At 71.2% G+C, this 18,224-nt stretch carries 16 protein-coding genes; 9 read left to right on the top strand and 7 right to left on the bottom strand.

Going from position 1 to position 18,224, the window contains the following annotated elements; translation table 11 throughout:
* Positions 1 to 9: 9 nt before the first annotated feature.
* The 6 genes from CSR00_RS01430 to CSR00_RS01405 all read left to right on the top strand — a co-directional run bounded on the left by CSR00_RS01430 (position 10) and on the right by CSR00_RS01405 (position 7,805).
* On the top strand, positions 10 to 1,512 hold the full coding sequence (locus CSR00_RS01430) for a class I adenylate-forming enzyme family protein (RefSeq protein ID WP_099020609.1): 1,503 nt from the start codon (positions 10 to 12) through the stop codon (positions 1,510 to 1,512).
* On the top strand, positions 1,502 to 3,166 hold the full coding sequence (locus CSR00_RS01425) for a class I adenylate-forming enzyme family protein (RefSeq protein ID WP_099020676.1): 1,665 nt from the start codon (positions 1,502 to 1,504) through the stop codon (positions 3,164 to 3,166). Before CSR00_RS01430 ends, CSR00_RS01425 begins: the two co-directional genes overlap by 11 nt.
* A 106-nt stretch (positions 3,167 to 3,272) precedes the next feature.
* A complete protein-coding gene (locus CSR00_RS01420; RefSeq protein WP_245905777.1) occupies positions 3,273 to 4,790 on the top strand; it encodes a class I adenylate-forming enzyme family protein in 1,518 nt (505 codons plus the stop codon).
* Positions 4,787 to 5,914 carry an NDMA-dependent alcohol dehydrogenase gene (locus CSR00_RS01415; protein WP_099020607.1) on the top strand — a complete coding sequence of 376 codons (1,128 nt, stop codon included), beginning with the start codon at positions 4,787 to 4,789 and terminating at the stop codon, positions 5,912 to 5,914. Before CSR00_RS01420 ends, CSR00_RS01415 begins: the two co-directional genes overlap by 4 nt.
* The gene (locus tag CSR00_RS01410) at positions 5,911 to 7,404 is read left to right on the top strand and encodes a flavin-containing monooxygenase (protein ID WP_245905769.1); all 1,494 of its coding nucleotides are present in this window, start codon (positions 5,911 to 5,913) and stop codon (positions 7,402 to 7,404) included. The genes CSR00_RS01415 and CSR00_RS01410 overlap by 4 nt, the downstream gene beginning before the upstream one ends.
* Complete coding sequence (locus CSR00_RS01405) at positions 7,401 to 7,805, top strand: PaaI family thioesterase (protein ID WP_099020606.1); 405 nt, start codon at positions 7,401 to 7,403, stop codon at positions 7,803 to 7,805. The genes CSR00_RS01410 and CSR00_RS01405 overlap by 4 nt, the downstream gene beginning before the upstream one ends.
* 27 nt (positions 7,806 to 7,832) lie before the next feature.
* On the opposite strand, the gene CSR00_RS01400 is transcribed toward CSR00_RS01405, so the two are convergent.
* The 5 genes from CSR00_RS01400 to fabG form a co-directional block, all read right to left on the bottom strand.
* Positions 7,833 to 9,035 carry a CaiB/BaiF CoA transferase family protein gene (locus CSR00_RS01400; protein WP_099020674.1) on the bottom strand — a complete coding sequence of 401 codons (1,203 nt, stop codon included), beginning with the start codon at positions 9,033 to 9,035 and terminating at the stop codon, positions 7,833 to 7,835.
* Between the two features lie 121 nt (positions 9,036 to 9,156).
* Positions 9,157 to 9,852, bottom strand: a complete 696-nt coding sequence (locus CSR00_RS01395) for a GntR family transcriptional regulator (RefSeq protein WP_099020605.1) — start codon at positions 9,850 to 9,852, stop codon at positions 9,157 to 9,159.
* Between the two features lie 24 nt (positions 9,853 to 9,876).
* Positions 9,877 to 11,070: an acyl-CoA dehydrogenase family protein gene (locus CSR00_RS01390; RefSeq protein ID WP_099020604.1), complete on the bottom strand. Its 1,194-nt coding sequence runs from the start codon at positions 11,068 to 11,070 to the stop codon at positions 9,877 to 9,879.
* Positions 11,067 to 12,320: an acetyl-CoA C-acetyltransferase gene (locus CSR00_RS01385; protein ID WP_281259653.1), complete on the bottom strand. Its 1,254-nt coding sequence runs from the start codon at positions 12,318 to 12,320 to the stop codon at positions 11,067 to 11,069. Before CSR00_RS01385 ends, CSR00_RS01390 begins: the two co-directional genes overlap by 4 nt.
* Positions 12,317 to 13,066, bottom strand: coding sequence for a 3-oxoacyl-ACP reductase FabG (gene fabG, locus CSR00_RS01380; protein ID WP_407662388.1), 750 nt, complete (start codon positions 13,064 to 13,066; stop codon positions 12,317 to 12,319). The genes CSR00_RS01385 and fabG overlap by 4 nt, the downstream gene beginning before the upstream one ends.
* 124 nt (positions 13,067 to 13,190) lie before the next feature.
* Here fabG and CSR00_RS01375 point away from each other — a divergent pair, with 124 nt between their 5' ends.
* The 3 genes from CSR00_RS01375 (at position 13,191) to CSR00_RS01365 (ending at position 15,894) form a co-directional block, all read left to right on the top strand.
* A complete protein-coding gene (locus CSR00_RS01375) occupies positions 13,191 to 14,357 on the top strand; it encodes an acyl-CoA dehydrogenase family protein (protein WP_099020602.1) in 1,167 nt (388 codons plus the stop codon).
* Positions 14,358 to 14,389: 32 nt separating this feature from the next.
* Positions 14,390 to 15,211: a mycofactocin-coupled SDR family oxidoreductase gene (locus CSR00_RS01370; RefSeq protein ID WP_099020601.1), complete on the top strand. Its 822-nt coding sequence runs from the start codon at positions 14,390 to 14,392 to the stop codon at positions 15,209 to 15,211.
* 113 nt (positions 15,212 to 15,324) lie between these two features.
* A complete protein-coding gene (locus CSR00_RS01365) occupies positions 15,325 to 15,894 on the top strand; it encodes a DM13 domain-containing protein (protein WP_099020600.1) in 570 nt (189 codons plus the stop codon).
* A gap of 4 nt (positions 15,895 to 15,898) precedes the next feature.
* On the opposite strand, the gene CSR00_RS01360 is transcribed toward CSR00_RS01365, so the two are convergent.
* Both CSR00_RS01360 and CSR00_RS01355 read right to left on the bottom strand, forming a co-directional pair.
* Positions 15,899 to 16,867, bottom strand: a complete 969-nt coding sequence (locus CSR00_RS01360) for an alpha/beta hydrolase (RefSeq protein ID WP_099020599.1) — start codon at positions 16,865 to 16,867, stop codon at positions 15,899 to 15,901.
* Positions 16,864 to 18,219: a flavin-containing monooxygenase gene (locus CSR00_RS01355; protein ID WP_099020672.1), complete on the bottom strand. Its 1,356-nt coding sequence runs from the start codon at positions 18,217 to 18,219 to the stop codon at positions 16,864 to 16,866. Before CSR00_RS01355 ends, CSR00_RS01360 begins: the two co-directional genes overlap by 4 nt.
* Positions 18,220 to 18,224 lie beyond the last annotated feature (5 nt).

The raw sequence follows: 18,224 nt of genomic DNA, 5'->3' as shown, positions 1-18,224 counted from the left end.
GGCGCCCCGATGACCCACCCGCTGCGCCGGCGGATCGCCGCCGTGCTCGACCTGGATCCGCGGGCATCCGCCATCCAGTACGAGCACCGCTGGTCGACCTGGGGTCAGGTCGGCGAGTTCGCCCGCACGATCGCCGAGCTGGCCGCCCGGCACGGCCGCAGCGAGCACCCGCGGGTGGGCATCCTGCTGCGCAATCAGCCCGTCCACGTCGCCGCGCTACTCGGGGTGCTGTTGGCCGGCGGCACCGTCGTGGTCGTCAACCCGGCGCGCGGGGATCAGCGCACCCGGGCCGACCTCGACGCCCTGGCCCTGCCCGTCATCATCGGGCTACCCGACGACCTGGCCGCGGTGGTGACGCCCACCCCGGCCACCACCGTGATCTCGGTGACCGATCTGGACAGCGCGCCAGGGGTTCGACCCGCCGAGTCCGGCAGCCCGGACCCGGGCCGGCCGGGAGTGGCGGTGTGGATGCTCACCAGCGGCACGACCGGCCCACCCAAGCGCGTCGACCTGACCTACGACATGCTGGCCCGCAGCGTGATCGGCGCCGACCCAGCAGCCGCCCCGGACCCGACGCGGCTGCGGCACGGGGTCGCCATCGTGAACTCGCCGCTGGTGCACGTGGGCGGCGTGTTCCGGGTGCTGCTGTGCCTCGCCGAGGCGCGCCCCTTCGTCCTGCTGCCCAAGTTCGACCTGCGCCTGTGGGCCGACGCGGTGCGCGAGCACCGCCCCCGCGCGGTGTCGCTGGTGCCGGCCGCACTGCGCATGGTGCTGCACTCCGACCTCACCCGCGAGGATCTCGCCGGTGTCCGGGCGGTCACCTCCGGCACCGCCCCGCTGTCGGCCGACGACGCCGAGGCGTTCACCGAGAAGTTCGGCATCCCGGTGCTGACGTCCTACGCGGCAACCGAGTTCGGCGGTGGTGTGGCGGCCTGGACGCTGGCCGACCACCAGAAGTACTGGCAGGCCAAGCGCGGCAGCGTCGGCCGGGCCAATCCGGGAGCCCGGCTGCGGGTGGTCGACGATGCCGGCGCGCCGCTGCCCGCGGGCCGGGCCGGGCTGCTCGAGGTCAAACCCGCCCAGCTGGGCACCGACGCCGACTGGATCCGCACCACCGACCTGGCCCGACTCGACGACGACGGCTTCCTGTGGCTCCTGGGCCGGGCCGACCAGGCCATCATCCGCGGCGGGTTCAAGGTGATGCCCGACGATGTGCGCACCGCACTGGAATCGCACCCCGCGGTCCGGGGCGCCTCGGTGATCGGCCGCACCGACCCGAGGCTGGGCGAGACACCGGTGGCCGCGGTCGAACTCCGCGACGGTGCCGGCGCGGATGCCGCCGAACTGACCGAGTTTCTCCGTACCAGGCTGGCCCGCTACGAGATACCGACGGAGATCGCCGTCGTCGACGCGATCCCGCGAACTCCGTCGGGAAAGCCCGACCTGACCGCCGTACGTGAGCTGCTGGAGCAGCACCTGGCTCGCACCGCCGCGGGGGACCATGCCCCCTGACACCGCGCCCGGGCCCTTCCCCGAAACCCGGGCCGGGATCGACACCGTGCCCGCACTGCTGCGTTGGAGGCGTGAGCGCGGCGGGCATCCCCTGCTGATCTGTGACGACCAGCGGCTCGGTTACGCCGAGGCCGATCGGAGTTCGGCGGCCCTGGCGCGCACCCTGATCGGGCTGGGCGCGGGCAAGGGGACGCACGTCGGGCTGCTGTACCCCAACGGCGCCGGGTTCGTCACCGCGATGCTGGCCGCGGCGCGCATCGGCGCCGTCGTCGTCCCGTTCTCCACCTTCTCCACCGCCGCCGAGCTGCGCACCCAACTCCTCGACAGCGACGTGGAGATCATGCTCACCGCGGCGAGCTACCGGGGGCACGACTACCGGCAGAAGCTGGCCGAGGCCCTCGACGTTCCACCGGCGGACACGACCGCAACGCTGTTCACCGAGAACGCCCCCCGGTTGCGTCGGGTGCTGGTCGGCGACCGACCCGGCGGCACGCCCGAGCAGGCCGGCGACGCGGACCTGCTGACCGCGCTCGAGGACGACGTCGACCCCGGCGACACCCTGGCCGTCATCTACACCTCCGGTTCCACCGGTGCACCCAAGGGCGCGGTGCACACCCACGGCGGGTTGCTGGAACACCAGCGCAACCTCAACCGGATCCGCCGGCTCGACGCCGACGACAGGCTGTTCTGCAACTCACCGTTCTTCTGGATCGGCGGATTCGCCTTCGGCCTGCTGGCCACGATGACCGCCGGAGCCACCCTGGTGTGTTCGGTCACCACCGACGCGGGTGCGACGCTGGACCTGCTGGAACGCGAGAAGCCCACCGTCACCAACGGATTCGCCGCCGGCGTGGCGGCGCTGAGCCGCCACCCCAGCTTCCCGACGCGCGATCTGTCCTTCCTGCGCCGCGGGAATCTGTACCCGATCATGGCCCCCGACGCCCGGCCGGCGGACCCCGAGCTGCGGCACAACATGCTGGGCATGACCGAGGCCGGCAGCGTGGTGCTGCTCGACGGCGACGACACCGACCAGCCCGAGCATCGGCGCGGATCGTTCGGGCGGCCGGCCCCGGGTTTCGGGACCAAGGTCGTCGACCCCGACACCGGCGCGCCGGTGGACACCGGTGAGATCGGCGAACTGTGCCTGCGCGGGCCCTACCTCATGCAGCGCTACTACGGCCGCAGCCGCGAGGACTGCTTCGACGGCGACGGCTGGTTCCACACCGGCGACCTGGTCCGCACCGATCCCGAGGGCTTCGTGTACTTCATCACCCGGGCGGGTTCGATGATCAAGACCGCCGGAGCCAACGTCACCCCGGCCGAGGTGGCCGCCGCGCTGACCACGGTGCTCGGCGACCGCATCCACGACGCCGCGGTGCACGTGTTCGGGCTGCCCGATCCCGAGCGCGGCCAGGTGGTGGCCGCGGTGATCGCCACCGACACCGGCAGCATCATCGAGCATGGCGCCGAGAACGGCATCGGCACCAACATCGAGGCCCTCATCGACGACGGCGAGCTGCGCACCGCGCTGCGCACGCACCTGTCCGCCTACAAGGTGCCGCGGCGGTTCGCCGTGTGCCGCCACGCCGAGGTGCCGCTGCTGTCCAGCGGAAAGGTCGACCTGCCCCGGCTCGCGGAGCTCTTCGATGGCTGAGCGGTCCGTCGATCCGCACACCCCCGATGCCACGCGCGAGGACACTCCCGGGGACACCGTCGACGCCGTGCTGCGCGCCCGGGCCGCCCGGCTCGGCGACAAGACCATGGTGGTCGACCCCGAGAACACCCTGAGCTACGCCGAACTCGACCGCAGCACCCGCCGCCTGGCCACCGGCCTGCTCGCCGCCGGCATCGGCAAGGGGACGCGGGTGGGCCTGCTCATGCCCAACGGGGTCGGCTGGGTGCGCCTGGCGCTCGCGCTGACCCGGATCGGCGCGGTGCTGGTCCCGCTGAGCACGCTGCTGCGGCCCCGGGAGCTGGCCGCCCAGCTACGGGTGGCCTCGGTGCAGCACCTGATCTGCGTCGAGGAGTTCCGCGGGCATCGCTACCGTGCCGAACTGGCCGGCGAACTCGGCCGCCCGGTCCACACCGGCCGGGAGCTGCGGCTGCCCGCGCTGCCCGCCCTGCGGCGGGTCTGGACCGGCACCGGCGCACCGGACGGCGCGGCGGCACCGCCATCCGGCTCGTTGCTGACCGCGCTGTGCGCCACCGTACGGCCCGCGGACCCACTGGCGATCATGTTCACCTCCGGCAGCAGCGGCAGCCCCAAGGGCGTGTGGCACTCCCACGGCAACGCGTTGGCCGCGGTGCGCTCGGGCCTGGAGGCACGCTGCATCGACGAGGACACCAGGCTGTACCTGCCGATGCCGTTCTTCTGGGTCGGCGGTTTCGCCGCCGGTGTGCTGACGGCGCTGCTGGCCGGCGCCACGCTGGTCACCGAACCCGCACCCGGACCGGACACCACCCTGGGGCTGCTGCACCGCGAGCGGGTCAACCTGTTCCGCGGGTGGCCCGAGCAGGCCGAGGCCCTGGCGGGCCAGGCGCAGGCCAACGGGCAGGCGCTGCCCGAGCTGCGGGCCGGCAGCCTGGAGGCCGTCCTGCCGCCCGGCCGGCGGGCCCGCCCCGGCGCGCGGGCCCGGTTGTTCGGCATGACGGAGTCCTTCGGCCCCTACTGCGGCTACCGGGCCGACACCGATATGCCGACCGAAGCCTGGGGCAGTTGCGGTCAGCCGTTCCCGGGCATGCAGATCCGCATCGTCGACACCGACACCGGGGAACCCGTGGACGCGGGCACGGTCGGGATGATCCAGATCCGCGGACGCCACGTCCTGCGCGGGTTGTGCCGGCGTTCCCGCGAGCAGGTGTTCACCGCCGACGGCTTCTACCCCACGGGCGATCTCGGGCACCTCGACGCCCGGGGCTTCCTGTTCTACCACGGGCGCAGCGACGACATGTTCAAGGTCAACGGCGCCACCGTGTTCCCCGTCGAGGTGGAATCGGCGTTGCGCACCGTGCCCGGGGTCGCCGCGGTCTACGCCACCGACGTCCCCGGACCTCGTGGACCCCGCGTGGGCGCCGCCGTCGTCTGCGACCACTCCACGACCGCGGAGTCGTTGCGCACCGCCGCGCGGGAACTGTTGAGCGCATTCAAGGTTCCCGCGGTGTGGGCGCTGTTCGACGACGACGGCGCCATTCCCCGGGGCGCGACCGGCAAGGTCGACACCGCCCGGCTGCGCGCACTTCTGCTGGAGACGACCGCCGCCGAGAGGAGCCACCGATGAAGACGAAGGGCGCCCTGGTCTGGGACTTCCACCAGCCGTGGTCGATCGAGGAGATCGAGATCGGCGATCCACGCCACGGCGAGGTGTTGATCGAGCTGCAGACCGCGGGCCTGTGTCACTCCGATCACCACCTGCTCACCGGCGACATCCCGATGGCCGCCTTCCCCATCCTCGGCGGCCACGAGGGGGCCGGCGTGATCACCGAGGTCGGTCCCGGCGTCGAGGGCCTGCGGGCCGGCGACCACGTGGTGCTGTCGTTCATCCCGTCGTGCGGCCGCTGCCCGGCCTGCCAGACCGGTCTGCGCAACCTGTGCGACCTGGGGGCCGGCCTGCTCTCGGGCGCCTCGGTCTCCGACGGCTCGTTCCGGGTGCACACCGGCGGTCGCGAGGTCATTCCGATGTCCCTGCTCGGAACCTTCTCGCCCTACCTCGTCGTCCACCACACCTCGGTGGTCAAGGTCGACCCGGACATCCCGTTCGAGGTCGCCTGCATCGTGGGCTGCGGGGTGACCACCGGCTACGGCTCGGCGGTCCGCAGCGCCGGGGTCCGACCCGGCGAGGACGTCGCGATCATCGGTATCGGCGGCGTGGGAGTCGCGGCACTGCAGGGCGCGGCCATCGCCGGGGCACGCAGGATCGTCGCGGTGGACCCGGTGCCCTGGAAACGCGACCGAGCCATCACGTTCGGGGCCACCGAGGCCCACCCCGACATCGCCTCGGCACTGGCCGCGGTCGGCGAGGCCACCGGCGGTCGGATGTGCCAGAAGGTCATCGTCACCGTCGGGCGCACCGACGGGGCCGACATCGAAGCCTACCTGCAGCTGACCGCGAAAGGAGGCAGCTGCGTGATCACCGCCATGGGCGGGTTCGCCGACACCGCGGTCACGCTCAACCTGGCCGGGCTCACGCTGATGCAGAAGAACCTGCAGGGCTCCCTGTTCGGCGGCGGCAACCCGCAGTTCGACATCCCCGAGCTGCTCACGCTCTACCGGCTCGGTGAACTCAACCTCGACGACATGGTCACCCGGGAGTACCGCCTGGAGGAGATCAACGACGCCTACCGCGACATGCTGGAGGGCCGCATCCTGCGCGGTGTCATCCGCTACACCGACGCGGACCGGTGAGCACCCTGGACCGCCCCGGCCCGGCCCGCACCGTGCGGGTTGCGATCATCGGCGCGGGATTCGGCGGGCTCGGCGTGGCGATGCGGCTGCGGGCGGCCGGATTCCACGACATCACCGTCTTCGAGCGCGAGCCCGCTGTCGGTGGCACGTGGCTGGTCAACACCTATCCCGGCGCGGCCTGCGACGCCCCGTCGCACCTGTACAGCTATTCGTTCGCCCAGGACGTCGAATGGTCGCGGCGATTCGCCACGGCGGCGGAGATCCAGCGCTATCTGCACCGGTGCGTGCGGGCGTCCGGTATCGCCGAGATGATCCGGACCGGCACCGAGGTCCGTTCCGCGCACTGGGACGGCGCCGAATGGGTGATCGACCTCGCCGACGGGCGCCGTAGCCGCGCCGATGTCCTGGTGCCCGCCGTGGGCCAGCTCAGCGTCCCGGCCGTCCCCCCGATCCCCGGACTGGAATCCTTTGCGGGGCCGGCCTTCCACACCGCGCGCTGGCGCCACGACGTCGACCTGTCGGGAAAGCGGGTGGCCGTGGTCGGTACCGGGGCCAGCGCCATCCAGGTGGTGCCGGCGATCGCCCCCACCGCCGGGCACGTCGTGGTCCTGCAGCGCACGGCGCCCTACGTCTTCACCAAGGGCGACGTCGTGTACACGCCGCGAACGCACCGGCGCAACGGGCGGCTGCCGTGGCTGAAACGAGCCCAGCGGCTGGCGATCTGGTCCTACTTCGAGGCGGTCACCCTGGCCTTCACCCGCACGCCGGCCGCGTTGACGGTGTTGCGTCGCCTGCACGAGCGGATTCTGCGCCGCGAGGTCGCCGACCCGGTGCTGCGGGACCGGCTGCGGCCCCGCTCGCGTGCGGGCTGCAAGCGCATCCTCATCTCCGACGACTACTACGCGACGCTGTGCCGGCCCGACGTGAGCGTGGAGACCGGCCCCATCGAGGCGATCACGCCGAGGGGGCTCCGCGCCGGGGGCCGCGACATCCCGGTCGACGCCATCGTGTTCGGCACCGGTTTCGCGACGTCGTCGTTCGTCTCGGGCGTGGAGATCGTGGGCAGCCACGGCACCTCGCTGGCGCAGGCGTGGTCCCGGCGCGCCGGGGCGTTCCTGGGCCTGTCGGTTCCGGGGTTTCCCAACATGTTCCTCGTGTACGGCCCCAACACCAACCTGGGGTCGGGGTCGATCGTGTACATGCTCGAATCGCAGGCCGCGCACATCGTGGCCGCGGTGCGCATGCTGGCCGCCGGCGGCGCGCAGAGCCTGGAGGTGACCGAGCGGGCCTACCGGGGTTTTCAGGCCGCGTTGACCCGCCGGCAGCCACACACGGTGTGGCAGGGCTGCCGGAGCTGGTATCTGGACGAGCGGGGCCACGACACCCACAACTGGCCGTGGCTGATGAGCACCTACCGCAGACGCACCCGGCGGCTGCGCCGGTCGGACTACCGGATCACCACCGCCGCCGGCCGGGAGAGTGTGGGATGACCGCCGCGCAGAACATCTTCGAACTGTTCGACCAGATCGGCTACCGCCACACCGTCGTCAGCGACGACGAGGTGGTGGTCGAGTTGCCGGTGGCCCCGCACGCGGTCAACACCAACGGCGGACTGCAGGGCGGCCTGCTGGCCACCCTGGTCGACATCGCCGCCGGCCAGCTCGCGATCCGCCGGTTGCCTCCGGGGCACAGCGTGGTGACCTCCGATTTGAACCTGCGGTACCTGCGGCCGGTCACCGAGGGCGCGGCCCGGGCCGTCGCGCGGGTGGTGCACGCCGGCAACCGCACCCTGGTCGTGCAGGTCGAGATCACCGCGCTGCCCGGTGACCGGCTGGCCGCGATCGCCACGGTCAGCTTCGCGGTCATTCGGCGGCCGGGCGGGCGGCCCTGACCGGCCGCCGGCCCGCAGACCCGCCCCTTAGACGATGCCGCGGTCGCGCAGGCCGGCGATGTCCGGCTCGCCGTAGCCCAGTTCGCCGAGCACCTCGTCGGTGTGCTCGCCGAGCAGCGGGGCGCGGCTGCGGATGCTGCCCGGGGTCGCCGACATCCGAAACGGCGTCTCGATGATCGGAACGTCGCGCGGGGCGCCCGGGAAGGCGACGTGGCGGAGGTATCCCATCGCCCGCACGTGCGGGTCGTCGAGGACGTCCTGTGTCGAATGCATGGGCGCGGCCGGCAGTTTGGCGCCCTCCAGCAGCCCCAGCACCTCGGCCTTGGTCTTGTCGGCACACCAGTCGGCCATGATGTCGTTGAGGACGTCGCCGTGCCGCCAGCGCAGGTCGTCGTCGGCGAAGCGGGGGTCGGCGATCAGATCCTCCCGGCCCACCAGCCGGCACCAACGACGGAACATCGGAGCCCCGGCCACCTGCAGCAGCACCCATCCGTCGTCGCTGGTGCGGTAGAGGTCGCAGGGCGCCACCGAGGTGCCGCGGTTACCCATCCGAGGCTTGTCGACCCCGAGCAGTTCCCGTTCGATCAGGAAGGCATTGGACAGCATCATCGCGGTCGGCAGCAGCGCCCCCTCGACATGCTGTCCCTGCCCCGTGCGGTCACGGTGGTACAGGGCCATCATCACCCCGATGGTCAGGGTCAGCGCGGTGCCGAAATCCGCGTAGGGAACCACCGTGCGGATCGGCTGCTCCGGCAGGCCCTGACGGTAGGTGGCACCGGACATCACCTGCCCCGCACCGTCGAAACCGATCCTGCCGCTATAGGGCCCGCCCTCGCCGTAGGCGGTCGCGCTGGCCAGGATGATGTCGGGCTTGACGGCGCGCAGGCTCTCGTAGTCCAGTCCGCTGGCCCGCATGCCGGCGGCGGGCATGTTGGCGACGACGATGTCGGAGCGGGCGACCAACCGCCTGGTGATCTCGGCGCCCTCCGGCGTGGTCGAGTCCAGGGTCAGCGAGCGCTTGTTACGGTTGCACTGCAGAAAGGTTCCGCCCTCACCCCCGGCGGTCACCGACTGCACCCAGCGGTCCTCCCCGCCCTCCCGTTTCTCCACGCGCAACACGTCGGCCCCCATGTCGGCCAGCAGGGCGCTGCACCACGGTGCCGCGATGAACCGGCCGTAGTCGAGCACCCGCACCCCGTCGAGGACGCCCCCGGTCGCCGGTCCGGTCACGGTCCGACCGGTCCCGTGTGTCCGGTCGTCCACCGGAGGATGCCCATCGCCATTCCCGACCTCCCAAATACCGTCGCACTTACAGTACAAGTGTCGGTAGCCGCGCGCGGGTTCGGGTGGGTCACCGCGCCCGAGGACGGCCCGGGGCGGCCTCGATGACCCCGCGGGAGACCAGGTGCGCGATCAGCGGGTCCGCACCGGCGGCCAGGTGTTGCGACATCGCGGCCCTGGCCATCTCCTCGTCCCCCTTGGCCAGCGCCGCGAGCACCCGGCGGTGGTCGCGCGTCGACTTCGCCGGCCACCCGGTGATGGTGGGAAACACCGATTCCGGCGCGTACCGGGTGATCTGGGACATCAGCTGGGCCAGTTTGGGCGAATCCGCGGCCACGTTGATGGCCCGGTGGAACTCGTGGTTGAGCCGCACCACCAGCTCCTCGTCGTCGCCGGCGTAGGCCTTCTCCAGGCGCGCCTGCAGCTCGCGCAGCTCGGCCAGCTGATCCGCGCTGATGGCGGCCGCGGCGCGGGCGGCCAGTTCGCCACCGATGTGCGCCTGGACGTCGGAGACATCGGCGATGTCGCGCCGCGTCACCGGGAGCACGACGAACCCGCGGCGCGGCTGCTGGGCCAGGAGCCCCTCGGCCCGCAGCTCGAACAGCGCCTCGCGCACCGGGGTGACGCTGATGCCCAGTTCGGCCGCCAGCTGGTCCAGCCGGATGTAGCGGCCCGCGGTGTAGACGCCGTCGAAGATCCGCCGGCGCACCAGGCGTGCGACGTCCTCGGACAGCTGCGGCCGGGCGGCGAAGTCTGCTGTGGTCATCGGCGGACGGTCAATCGCTCGGCGCTAGATCCGGTACTCGGCCAGCAGCCGCCGGGAGATGATCTGCTTCTGGATCTCGCTGGTGCCCTCGCCGATCAGCAGGAACGGGGCGTCGCGCATCAGCCGCTCGATCTCGTACTCCTTGGAGTAGCCGTAGCCACCGTGGATCCGGAAGCTCTGCTGGGTGACCTCCGAACAGAACTCGCTGGCCAGATACTTGGCCATCCCGGCGGCGACGTCGTTGCGTTCCCCGGAGTCCTTCAGGCGCGCGGCGTTGACCATCATCAGATGGGCCGCCTCGACCTTGGTGGCCATCTCGGCGAGCTGGAACGCGACGGCCTGGTGCTCGGCGATCGGCTTGCCGAACGTCGAGCGCTGCTGGGCGTACCGCACCGCCAGCTCGAAAGCCCGGATACCCACCCCGCACGCCCGCGCCGAGACGTTCACGCGGCCCACCTCGACGCCGTCCATCATCTGGACGAAACCCTCACCCGGACGCTCGCCCAGGACGTCGCCGGCGGCGGCCCGGTAGCCGTCGAAGACCAGTTCGGTGGTGTCGATGCCCTTGTAGCCGAGCTTGTCGATCTTGCCCGGGATGGTCAGTCCGGGAACGACTTCGCCGAATCCGGCCGGCTTTTCGATCAGGAAGGCGGTCAGGTTCCGGTGCGGCTTGTCGGCCCCCTCATCGGTGCGCACCAGGGCCGCGACCAGGGTCGAGCTGCCGCCGTTGGTGAGCCACATCTTCTGGCCGTCGATGGTGTAGCCGCCGTCGGCCTCGCGGCGGGCCCGGGTGCGGATGGCGGCGACGTCGGAGCCCAGCTCGGGCTCCGACATCGAGAAAGCCCCGCGGGACTCCCCGGTGGCCATCCTGGTCAGGTGGTAGCGCTTCTGGGCGTCGGTGCCGTGCTGCCGGATCATGTACGCCACGATGAAATGCGTGTTGATCACCCCGGAGATGCTCATCCACCCCCGGGCCAGTTCCTCCACACACAGCGCGTAGGTCAGCAGCGATTCCCCGAGGCCGCCGTACTCCTCGGGGATCATCAGGCCGAACAGACCCATCTGCTTCATCTGGTCCACGATGGCCTGGGGGTACGTGTCGGCGTGCTCGAGTTCCTGGGCGACCGGAATGATCTCCTTGTCGACGAACTGCCGCACGGTCGCCACGATCTCGGTCTGGAACTCGGTCAGCCCGAGCGTCTGCGCCAGCCTGGTCATCCGCGTTCTCCCTCCGACACTCTTTCGAAGACGGCGGCCAGGCCCTGCCCGCCGCCGATGCACATGGTCTCCAGGCCGTAGCGGGCCTGCCGGCGGTCCAGCTCCCGGGCCAGTGTGGCCAGCATCCGTCCGCCGGTCGCGCCGACCGGATGGCCCAGCGATATCCCCGAGCCGTGCACGTTGGTACGTTCCAGATCGGCTGCGGTGAAGCCCCACTCGCGCATCACGGCCAGCGCCTGGGCGGCGAACGCCTCGTTCAGCTCGATCAGGTCCATGTCGGCCAGCCGCAGATCCGCGCGGGCCAGCGCCGCGGCCGTGGCGGGCACGGGACCGATGCCCATCACCTCGGGCCCCACCCCCGCCGAGGCCCAGGACACCAGCCGGACCAGCGGCTTCAGGCCCAGTTCGGCGGCCCTGTCCGGGGTGGTCACCACGCACATCGATGCCGCGTCGTTCTGGCCGCTGGAGTTGCCCGCGGTCACCGTCGCTTCCGGATCGCTCTTGCCCAGTACCGGTTTCAGCCTGGCCAGGGCCTCCACGGTGGTGTCGGCACGGGGGTGTTCGTCGACGCCGACGACGGTCGCGTCCTCCGCGTCGGCGCGACCGGAGCGGCCGGGCACCGCCACCTCGATGATCTCCTCGGCCAGGATGCCGTTTCGCTGCGCCGCGACCGCGCGCCGGTGCGAGGTCACCGCGAGCTCGTCCTGCTCGGCGCGCGCAATGCCGTACTGCCGGCGCAGATTCTCGGCGGTCTCCAGCATTCCGCCGGGCACCGGGTGGTGCCGGCCGCCGGCCGTGGTGCGCCCGCGGGCCAGCGCGTCGTGCACCTTCACCCCGGTGCGCGCGCCGCCCCAGCGCATGTCGCTGGAGTGGAACACCACGTTGCTCATGCTCTCCGCGCCACCGGCGAGCACCAGCTCGTTGGCGCCGGAGGACACCTGCATCACGGCCTGGATCACCGCCTGCAACCCGGAGCCGCAGCGGCGGTCCAGCTGCATGCCCGGCACGGTGACGGGCAGTCCCGCATCCAGGGCCACCACCCGGCCGATGGCCGGGGCCTCCATGCTCGGGTAGCAGTGCCCGAGGATCACGTCGCTGACGCTGTCGGCGGGGATCCCGGTGCGCTCCAACAGCCCCCGCAGGACGGCCACACCCAGGTCCACGGCCGTCAACGCCTTGAACATGCCGCCGTAGCGCCCGATCGGGGTACGGACGGGTTCACAGATCACCGCGTCCACTGCACTGCTCACATGAACCTCCCGCCGGTCACTTCCAGCACCGTGCCGGTCATGTAGGACGACAGGTCCGAGGCCAGGAACAGGGCCACCTTGGCGACCTCGGCGGGCTCGCCGGCACGGCCCATCGGCACCTCGGCGAGCTTCTGCTCCCAGATCCGTTCCGGCATCGCCTCGGTCATCGCCGAGCGGATCAGGCCCGGCTGGATGGCGTTGACCCGCACCCCGAGGTGCGCCAGCTCCTTGGCCGCCGCCTTGGTCATGCCGACGATGCCGGCCTTGGCCGCCGAGTAGTTGGTCTGACCCACCAGACCGACCTTGCCCGACAGCGAGGACATGTTGACGATCGCGCCCCGCTTGTTCTCGCGCATGATCGCCGCCGCGGCGCGCAGACCGTGCCAGGTCCCCTTCAGATGCACGGCGATCACCTGGTCGAACTGGTCCTCGGTCATCCTGCGCAGGGTGGCGTCGCGGGTGATGCCGGCGTTGTTCACCATGACGTCCAGGGACCCGAAGGACTCGACCGCGGCCCCCACCAGCGCGTCGACATCGCCGGCGTCGGTGACGTCGCACCGCACCGCGCGCGCGACGTCGGCGCCGGCGCCCTCACAGAGCCCACGCGCGGCCGCCTCGGTCGCCTCGGGGTTGATGTCGCCCAGCACCACCCGGGCCCCCTCGGCGATGAATCGCTGGGCGATGGCCAAGCCGAGCCCCTGCGCCCCGCCCGTGACGACGGCGGTCTGGCCGGACAGCAATGTCACCAGCACACTCCATTCGTGTCGCACCCCGACGGTGGCCGCCGGGTTTCATCCATCATATTTCGTATATGATGTTACAAAAATCGCCTCGGGTGCAAGGTCGCAGGGCGGCCGGAGGAGCGAAGCAATGAGTAGCGAAGTCAGTGACGAGGACTTCCGGGAGATCCTGAGCCAGACCCGCCACTTCGTGCGGACCGCGGTGGTCCCCCGCGAGGCCGAGATCCTCGCCGACGACAAGGTCCCCGACGACATCCGCGACCAGGCCAAGAAGATGGGCCTCTTCGGCTACGCCATCCCCCAGCAGTGGGGCGGACTGGGCCTCGACCTCACCCAGGATGTCGAGCTGGCGATGGAATTCGGGTACACGTCGCTGGCTCTGCGTTCCATGTTCGGCACCAACAACGGCATCGCCGGCCAGGTGCTGGTCGGCTTCGGCACCGACGAACAGAAGGCGCGCTGGCTGGAGGGCATCGCCTCCGGCGAGGTCGTCGCGTCGTTCGCGTTGACCGAGCCGGGCGCCGGCTCCAACCCCTCGGGACTGCGCACCAAGGCCGTCCGCGACGGCGAACACTGGGTCATCACCGGCCAGAAGCAGTTCATCACCAACGCGCCCGTGGCGACCCTGTTCGTGGTGTTCGCCCGCACCCGTCCCGCCGACGCCCAGGGCGCCGGCATCGCGGTCTTCCTGGTCCCGGCCGACACCGCCGGCGTCGAGGTGGGCGCCAAGGACGCCAAGATGGGCCAGGAGGGGGCCTGGACCTCCGACGTCACGTTCAACGACGTCCGGGTTCCCGACAGCGCGCTGGTGGGCGGCGCCGAGGACATCGGCTACCGCGCCGCGATGATCTCGCTGGCCCGCGGCCGGGTGCACATCGCCGCCCTGGCCGTCGGCGCCGCCCAGCGGGCCCTGGACGAATCGGTCGCCTACGCGGCCACCGCCACCCAGGGCGGCACCCCGATCGGCAGCTTCCAGCTGGTGCAGGCCATGCTGGCCGACCAGCAGACCCAGGTGATGGCGGGGCGCGCGCTGGTACGCGACGCCGCCCGCGCATGGGTCGAGGGCACCGACCGCCGCATCGCCCCGTCGGTGGCCAAGCTGTTCTGTACCGAGATGGCCGGCACCGTGGCCGATCTGGCCGTCCAGGTGCACGGGGGCGCCGGCTACATGCGCGGCGTCACCGTGGAGCGCATCTACCGCGACGTTCGGCTGCTGCGGCTCTACGAGGGCACCAGCGAGATTCAGCGTCTGATCATCGGTTCCAATCTGGTCAAGGCCGCGCAGCGGCAGCAGTAGCTTCGCCAGTCACCAGGCACGAGGGAGAGCACATGGGCCAACGGCTCACGGACAAGGTTGTTTTCATCACCGGGGCCGCCCGGGGTCAGGGCCGCGCGCACGCGGTCCGGATGGCATCGGAGGGCGCCGACATCATCGCCGTCGATATCGCCGGCCCGTTGCCGCCGAGCGTGCCCTACGACTCGGCGACCCCGGCGGATCTCGCCGAGACGGTGAAGCTGGTGGAGGCGACGGGCCGGGGCATCCTCGCCGAGGCCGCCGACACCCGCGACCTCGAGGCGCTGCGAGCCGTGGTGGAACGCGGGGTCGACCGCTTCGGCCGGCTGGACGCGATCGTGGCCAATGCCGGTATCACCGTGCCCGAACCCTGGAACGAGACCACCCCCGAGTCATTCCGCGACGTCATGGACATCAACGTGACCGGCACCTGGAACACCGTGATGGCGGGCGCGCAGAAGATCGTCGACGGCGGGCGGGGCGGGTCGATCGTCCTGATCAGCTCCGCCGCGGGTATCAAGATGCAGCCGTTCATGGTGCACTACACCGCCAGCAAGCACGCGGTCACCGGGATGGCGCGGGCGTTCGCCGCGGAGCTGGGCAAGCACTCGATCCGGGTCAACAGCCTGCATCCCGGCGCCGTCAACACCCCGATGGGCACCGGGGACATGATGGCCGCCCTCACCCGCGCGAACGAGACCAACCCGGCCCTGATGAACATGGTTACCCCGTTCCTGCCGGACTACATCGCCGAGCCCGAGGACATCGCCGACGCCGCCTGCTGGCTGGTCAGCGACGAGTCCCGGCTGGTCACCGCGGCACGCATCGCGGTCGACCTGGGCGCCACGGTGTTCTGACGGGCCGGTGTTCTGACGGGCCGGTGTTCTGACGGGCCGGTGTTCTGACGGGAGGCGGCCCCGGCCACGTCCCGGGGCTTCCTCCCAGCCGGCTCACAGGCGATAATCGGCACATGTCCGGACCGACGCGGCCGTCGCGGCTGCGGTTCCTGCGTCACCCGCTGGTGCTGGTCGGCTCGGTGCTCGGCGTGGTGGTTGTGGTGGTCGCCGCCGCGGTGGGCGCCTACTGGTTCCAGCCCTGGAAGTTGTTCACCAACACCACCGTCGACGAGCCGCTACCGGCGTCGGTCGCGGGGCCCTCGGCTGCCGACCCGGGCCTGCAGGGACCGGTGGTGCTGTCGCAGGGCGAGTTCGTCGGCCAGGAACACGACACCTCCGGCACCGCGCAACTTCTGCGGCTGCCCGACGATTCGATGCTGGTGCGCATCGACGACCTCGACACCAGTGACGGCCCCGAGCTCAAGGTGTGGCTCACCGACGCACCGGTCACACCCGGCACCGGCCGGGCCGGTGTCTTCGACGACGGCCGCTGGGTCGATCTCGGTGCCCTCAAGGGCAACAGGGGCAGCGCCAACTATCCGGTCCCGGCCGGCACCGACGTGACCGGGCTGGACAGCGTGAGCATCTGGTGCGACCGGTTCAACGTGTCGTTCGGCGCGGCCGAACTCGTCCCCGTCGCGTGAGCGGCTAGCCCGATTCCGGCTGCCGCAGCACTCTTTTCAGGAACGACACCTGGTCGGCGGCGGCACGCTCGAACCAGTCGTGCTCGGGCCACACGTCGAAGTGGTCGCAGGGGTAGTGATGCACCTGGGCTCGCCCGGCCACCGCGGTGCGCAGCACCGCGTCGGCGGGGACGAACCGGTCGAAGTCGGCGATCTGCACCAGAAGCGGGCTGCGCAGCCGCCTGGCATACGACTTCGTCCGGATCTTGAGCAGCTCCATCCCCACCGACGAGTCGACCTCGTTGCGCCAGGTGGGGCCGGCCAGCGACAGATAGCTGTCGTAGGCGCCGTCGAGGGCCAGTGCCCCGGGTTGACCGGGATACGCGACCAGCGGCATGTAGATCGGGTCGCGGCCCACCGAGCCGCCGAGCCGGCTGGCCGCCCCGGCGAACGCCGAACGCAGCATCGGCGCCGCACGGTACTGCCGGACCACCGCCCGCCCGGTGGCCAGGGCATCGGTCAGGGGCGTCATGGCGATCACGGCGGCGACGTCGTCGCGGTCGGCGGCGACGCGGAGGACATGCCCGCCCGACAGCGACGAGCCCCACAGCACCACACGGTCGGGACGGACCCCGGGCAGCGCCCGGGCGGCCGCGATCGCGGCGCGGTAGTCGGCCAGTTGCGCGTCGATCGACACCACCTGGCGTGGTTCGCCTTCCGATGTACCGAACCCGCGGTAGTCGAAGGCCAGCACGTCCATTCCCGCCGCGGCGAACCGCTCGGCGAAGGGCCGCAACCCCGAGTCCTTGGTCCCGCCCACCCCGTGGGCCATCACCACCACCGCGCGCCCTGCTCCGCCCCCGGTCTCCGGGCCCGCGGCGGGGAAGTGCCAGGCGCTGCAGTTCACTCCCGAGGACCAGAACGTGACGTCGCGGCACGGCGATCCGGCGTCGTCGGGGGCATCGGTGCACCCACCGGTGACGGCGGCACTCACCGGACCCCCACCGGGATCCGGTCCCCACCTCGCCCCGTGGCGGCGCGGGCCGCGCCGGCAGGCAGCTCCCGGGTACGGATGTCGTGCTCGTAGTAGAAGTAGTCGACCTGCTGGGTGTGCCGCGGCCGGTCGACGCAATGGCCGGCGTGCAGCTGCTGGTCGGCGTCGATCACCCGCTCCATCTCCTCGGGCGGCGGCAGCGCGTAGCGGCCCACCGCGTAGGCCGCCAGCAGCCGCGACTGGCATTCGACGAACGGAAACAGCGTCGGGATGGCCTGGGCGAAGCCGATGAACACCAGGTTGTCGACGCCCGGCTTGAACATGCGTTTGTAGAGCCGGATGTGGTTGTCCGGAGCGCTGATGAACTCCGGGTCGAAGAACGGGAAGGTGATGTTGTAGCCGGTGGCGTACACGATCGCGTCGAAGACGCCGCTGGTGCCGTCCTCGAACACCACGGTGTCCCCGTCCAGCAGGGTGACATTGGGCTTGGGGATCACGTCGCCGGATCCCAGCCGCAGCGGCAACTCGACCGACTGGGTCGGATGAGCTTCGAAGAGCCGGTGATTGGCCGGCGGCAGGCCGTATCTCGTCGGGTCGGCGCCGACCATCGGGGCGAACCACTGCGCCGCCCTGCGCTGCCAGGACAGCGGCAGGTAGGGCGTGGTCCGGAAGAACTTGTCGCCCGGTTGTCCGGCAAGATACTTCGGCACGATCCAGGCGCTGGACCGGGTCGACAACGTCACCGTGTTCTGCAGCGACCTCGACGACAGTTCGACGGTGATGTCGGCGGCGCTGTTGCCGATGCCGACGACCAGGATGCGTTTGCCGGTCAACTCCAGCGGCGTGTGGGGGTCGATGTAGTGGTGCGAGTGGATCGTCTCACCGGTGAAGGTCCCCGGGAACTCGGCGAACCGCGGGTCCCAGTGGTGGCCGTTGCCGACGACCAGCAGGTCGAACTCGCGGACGGCTCCGGCACCGTCGTGGATCTCCCACCCGGATGAGGTCGGGCGGGCATGCGCCACGCCGTTGCCGAATTCGATGTGCTCCAGGAGGCCGAACGCCTCGGCGTAGTCGTCGAGGTACCGCTTGATCTCGGTGTGGTGCGGGAACGCCGGGAAATGCTCGGGGACCGGAAAGTCCTTGAAGGACAACCGGTGTTTGGACGTGTCGATGTGCAGCGACCGGTAGGCGCTGCTGTGGCCGTTGGGATTGCCGAAAGCCCAGTTGCCGCCGATCCGGTCGGAGGTCTCGAAGGTGGTGTAGGGCACGCCGTAGTCCTTGAGCATCTTGCCGGCGGTCAGTCCGCTGATCCCGGCGCCGATGATCGCGGTACGGGGATTCGACCGGCTCACGCTGC

It is taken from the genome of Mycolicibacterium palauense (assembly GCF_002592005.1).
Classification (GTDB): Bacteria; Actinomycetota; Actinomycetes; order Mycobacteriales; family Mycobacteriaceae; genus Mycobacterium; species Mycobacterium palauense.
Note: the sequence above shows the minus strand (reverse complement) of the source record. Positions and strands in the feature narration are given on the sequence as shown.

What these genes read in the sequence shown, in the direction of transcription:
- CSR00_RS01430 (WP_099020609.1), top strand. Translation starts at nt 10, where the DNA reads ATGACCCACCCGCTGCGCCGGCGGATCGCCGCCGTGCTCGACCTGGAT.
- CSR00_RS01425 (WP_099020676.1), top strand. Translation starts at nt 1,502, where the DNA reads ATGCCCCCTGACACCGCGCCCGGGCCCTTCCCCGAAACCCGGGCCGGG.
- CSR00_RS01420 (WP_245905777.1), top strand. Translation starts at nt 3,273, where the DNA reads ATGGTGGTCGACCCCGAGAACACCCTGAGCTACGCCGAACTCGACCGC.
- CSR00_RS01415 (WP_099020607.1), top strand. Translation starts at nt 4,787, where the DNA reads ATGAAGACGAAGGGCGCCCTGGTCTGGGACTTCCACCAGCCGTGGTCG.
- CSR00_RS01405 (WP_099020606.1), top strand. Translation starts at nt 7,401, where the DNA reads ATGACCGCCGCGCAGAACATCTTCGAACTGTTCGACCAGATCGGCTAC.
- CSR00_RS01395 (WP_099020605.1), bottom strand. Translation starts at nt 9,852, where the DNA reads ATGACCACAGCAGACTTCGCCGCCCGGCCGCAGCTGTCCGAGGACGTC.
- CSR00_RS01390 (WP_099020604.1), bottom strand. Translation starts at nt 11,070, where the DNA reads ATGACCAGGCTGGCGCAGACGCTCGGGCTGACCGAGTTCCAGACCGAG.
- CSR00_RS01375 (WP_099020602.1), top strand. Translation starts at nt 13,191, where the DNA reads ATGAGTAGCGAAGTCAGTGACGAGGACTTCCGGGAGATCCTGAGCCAG.
- CSR00_RS01370 (WP_099020601.1), top strand. Translation starts at nt 14,390, where the DNA reads ATGGGCCAACGGCTCACGGACAAGGTTGTTTTCATCACCGGGGCCGCC.
- CSR00_RS01365 (WP_099020600.1), top strand. Translation starts at nt 15,325, where the DNA reads ATGTCCGGACCGACGCGGCCGTCGCGGCTGCGGTTCCTGCGTCACCCG.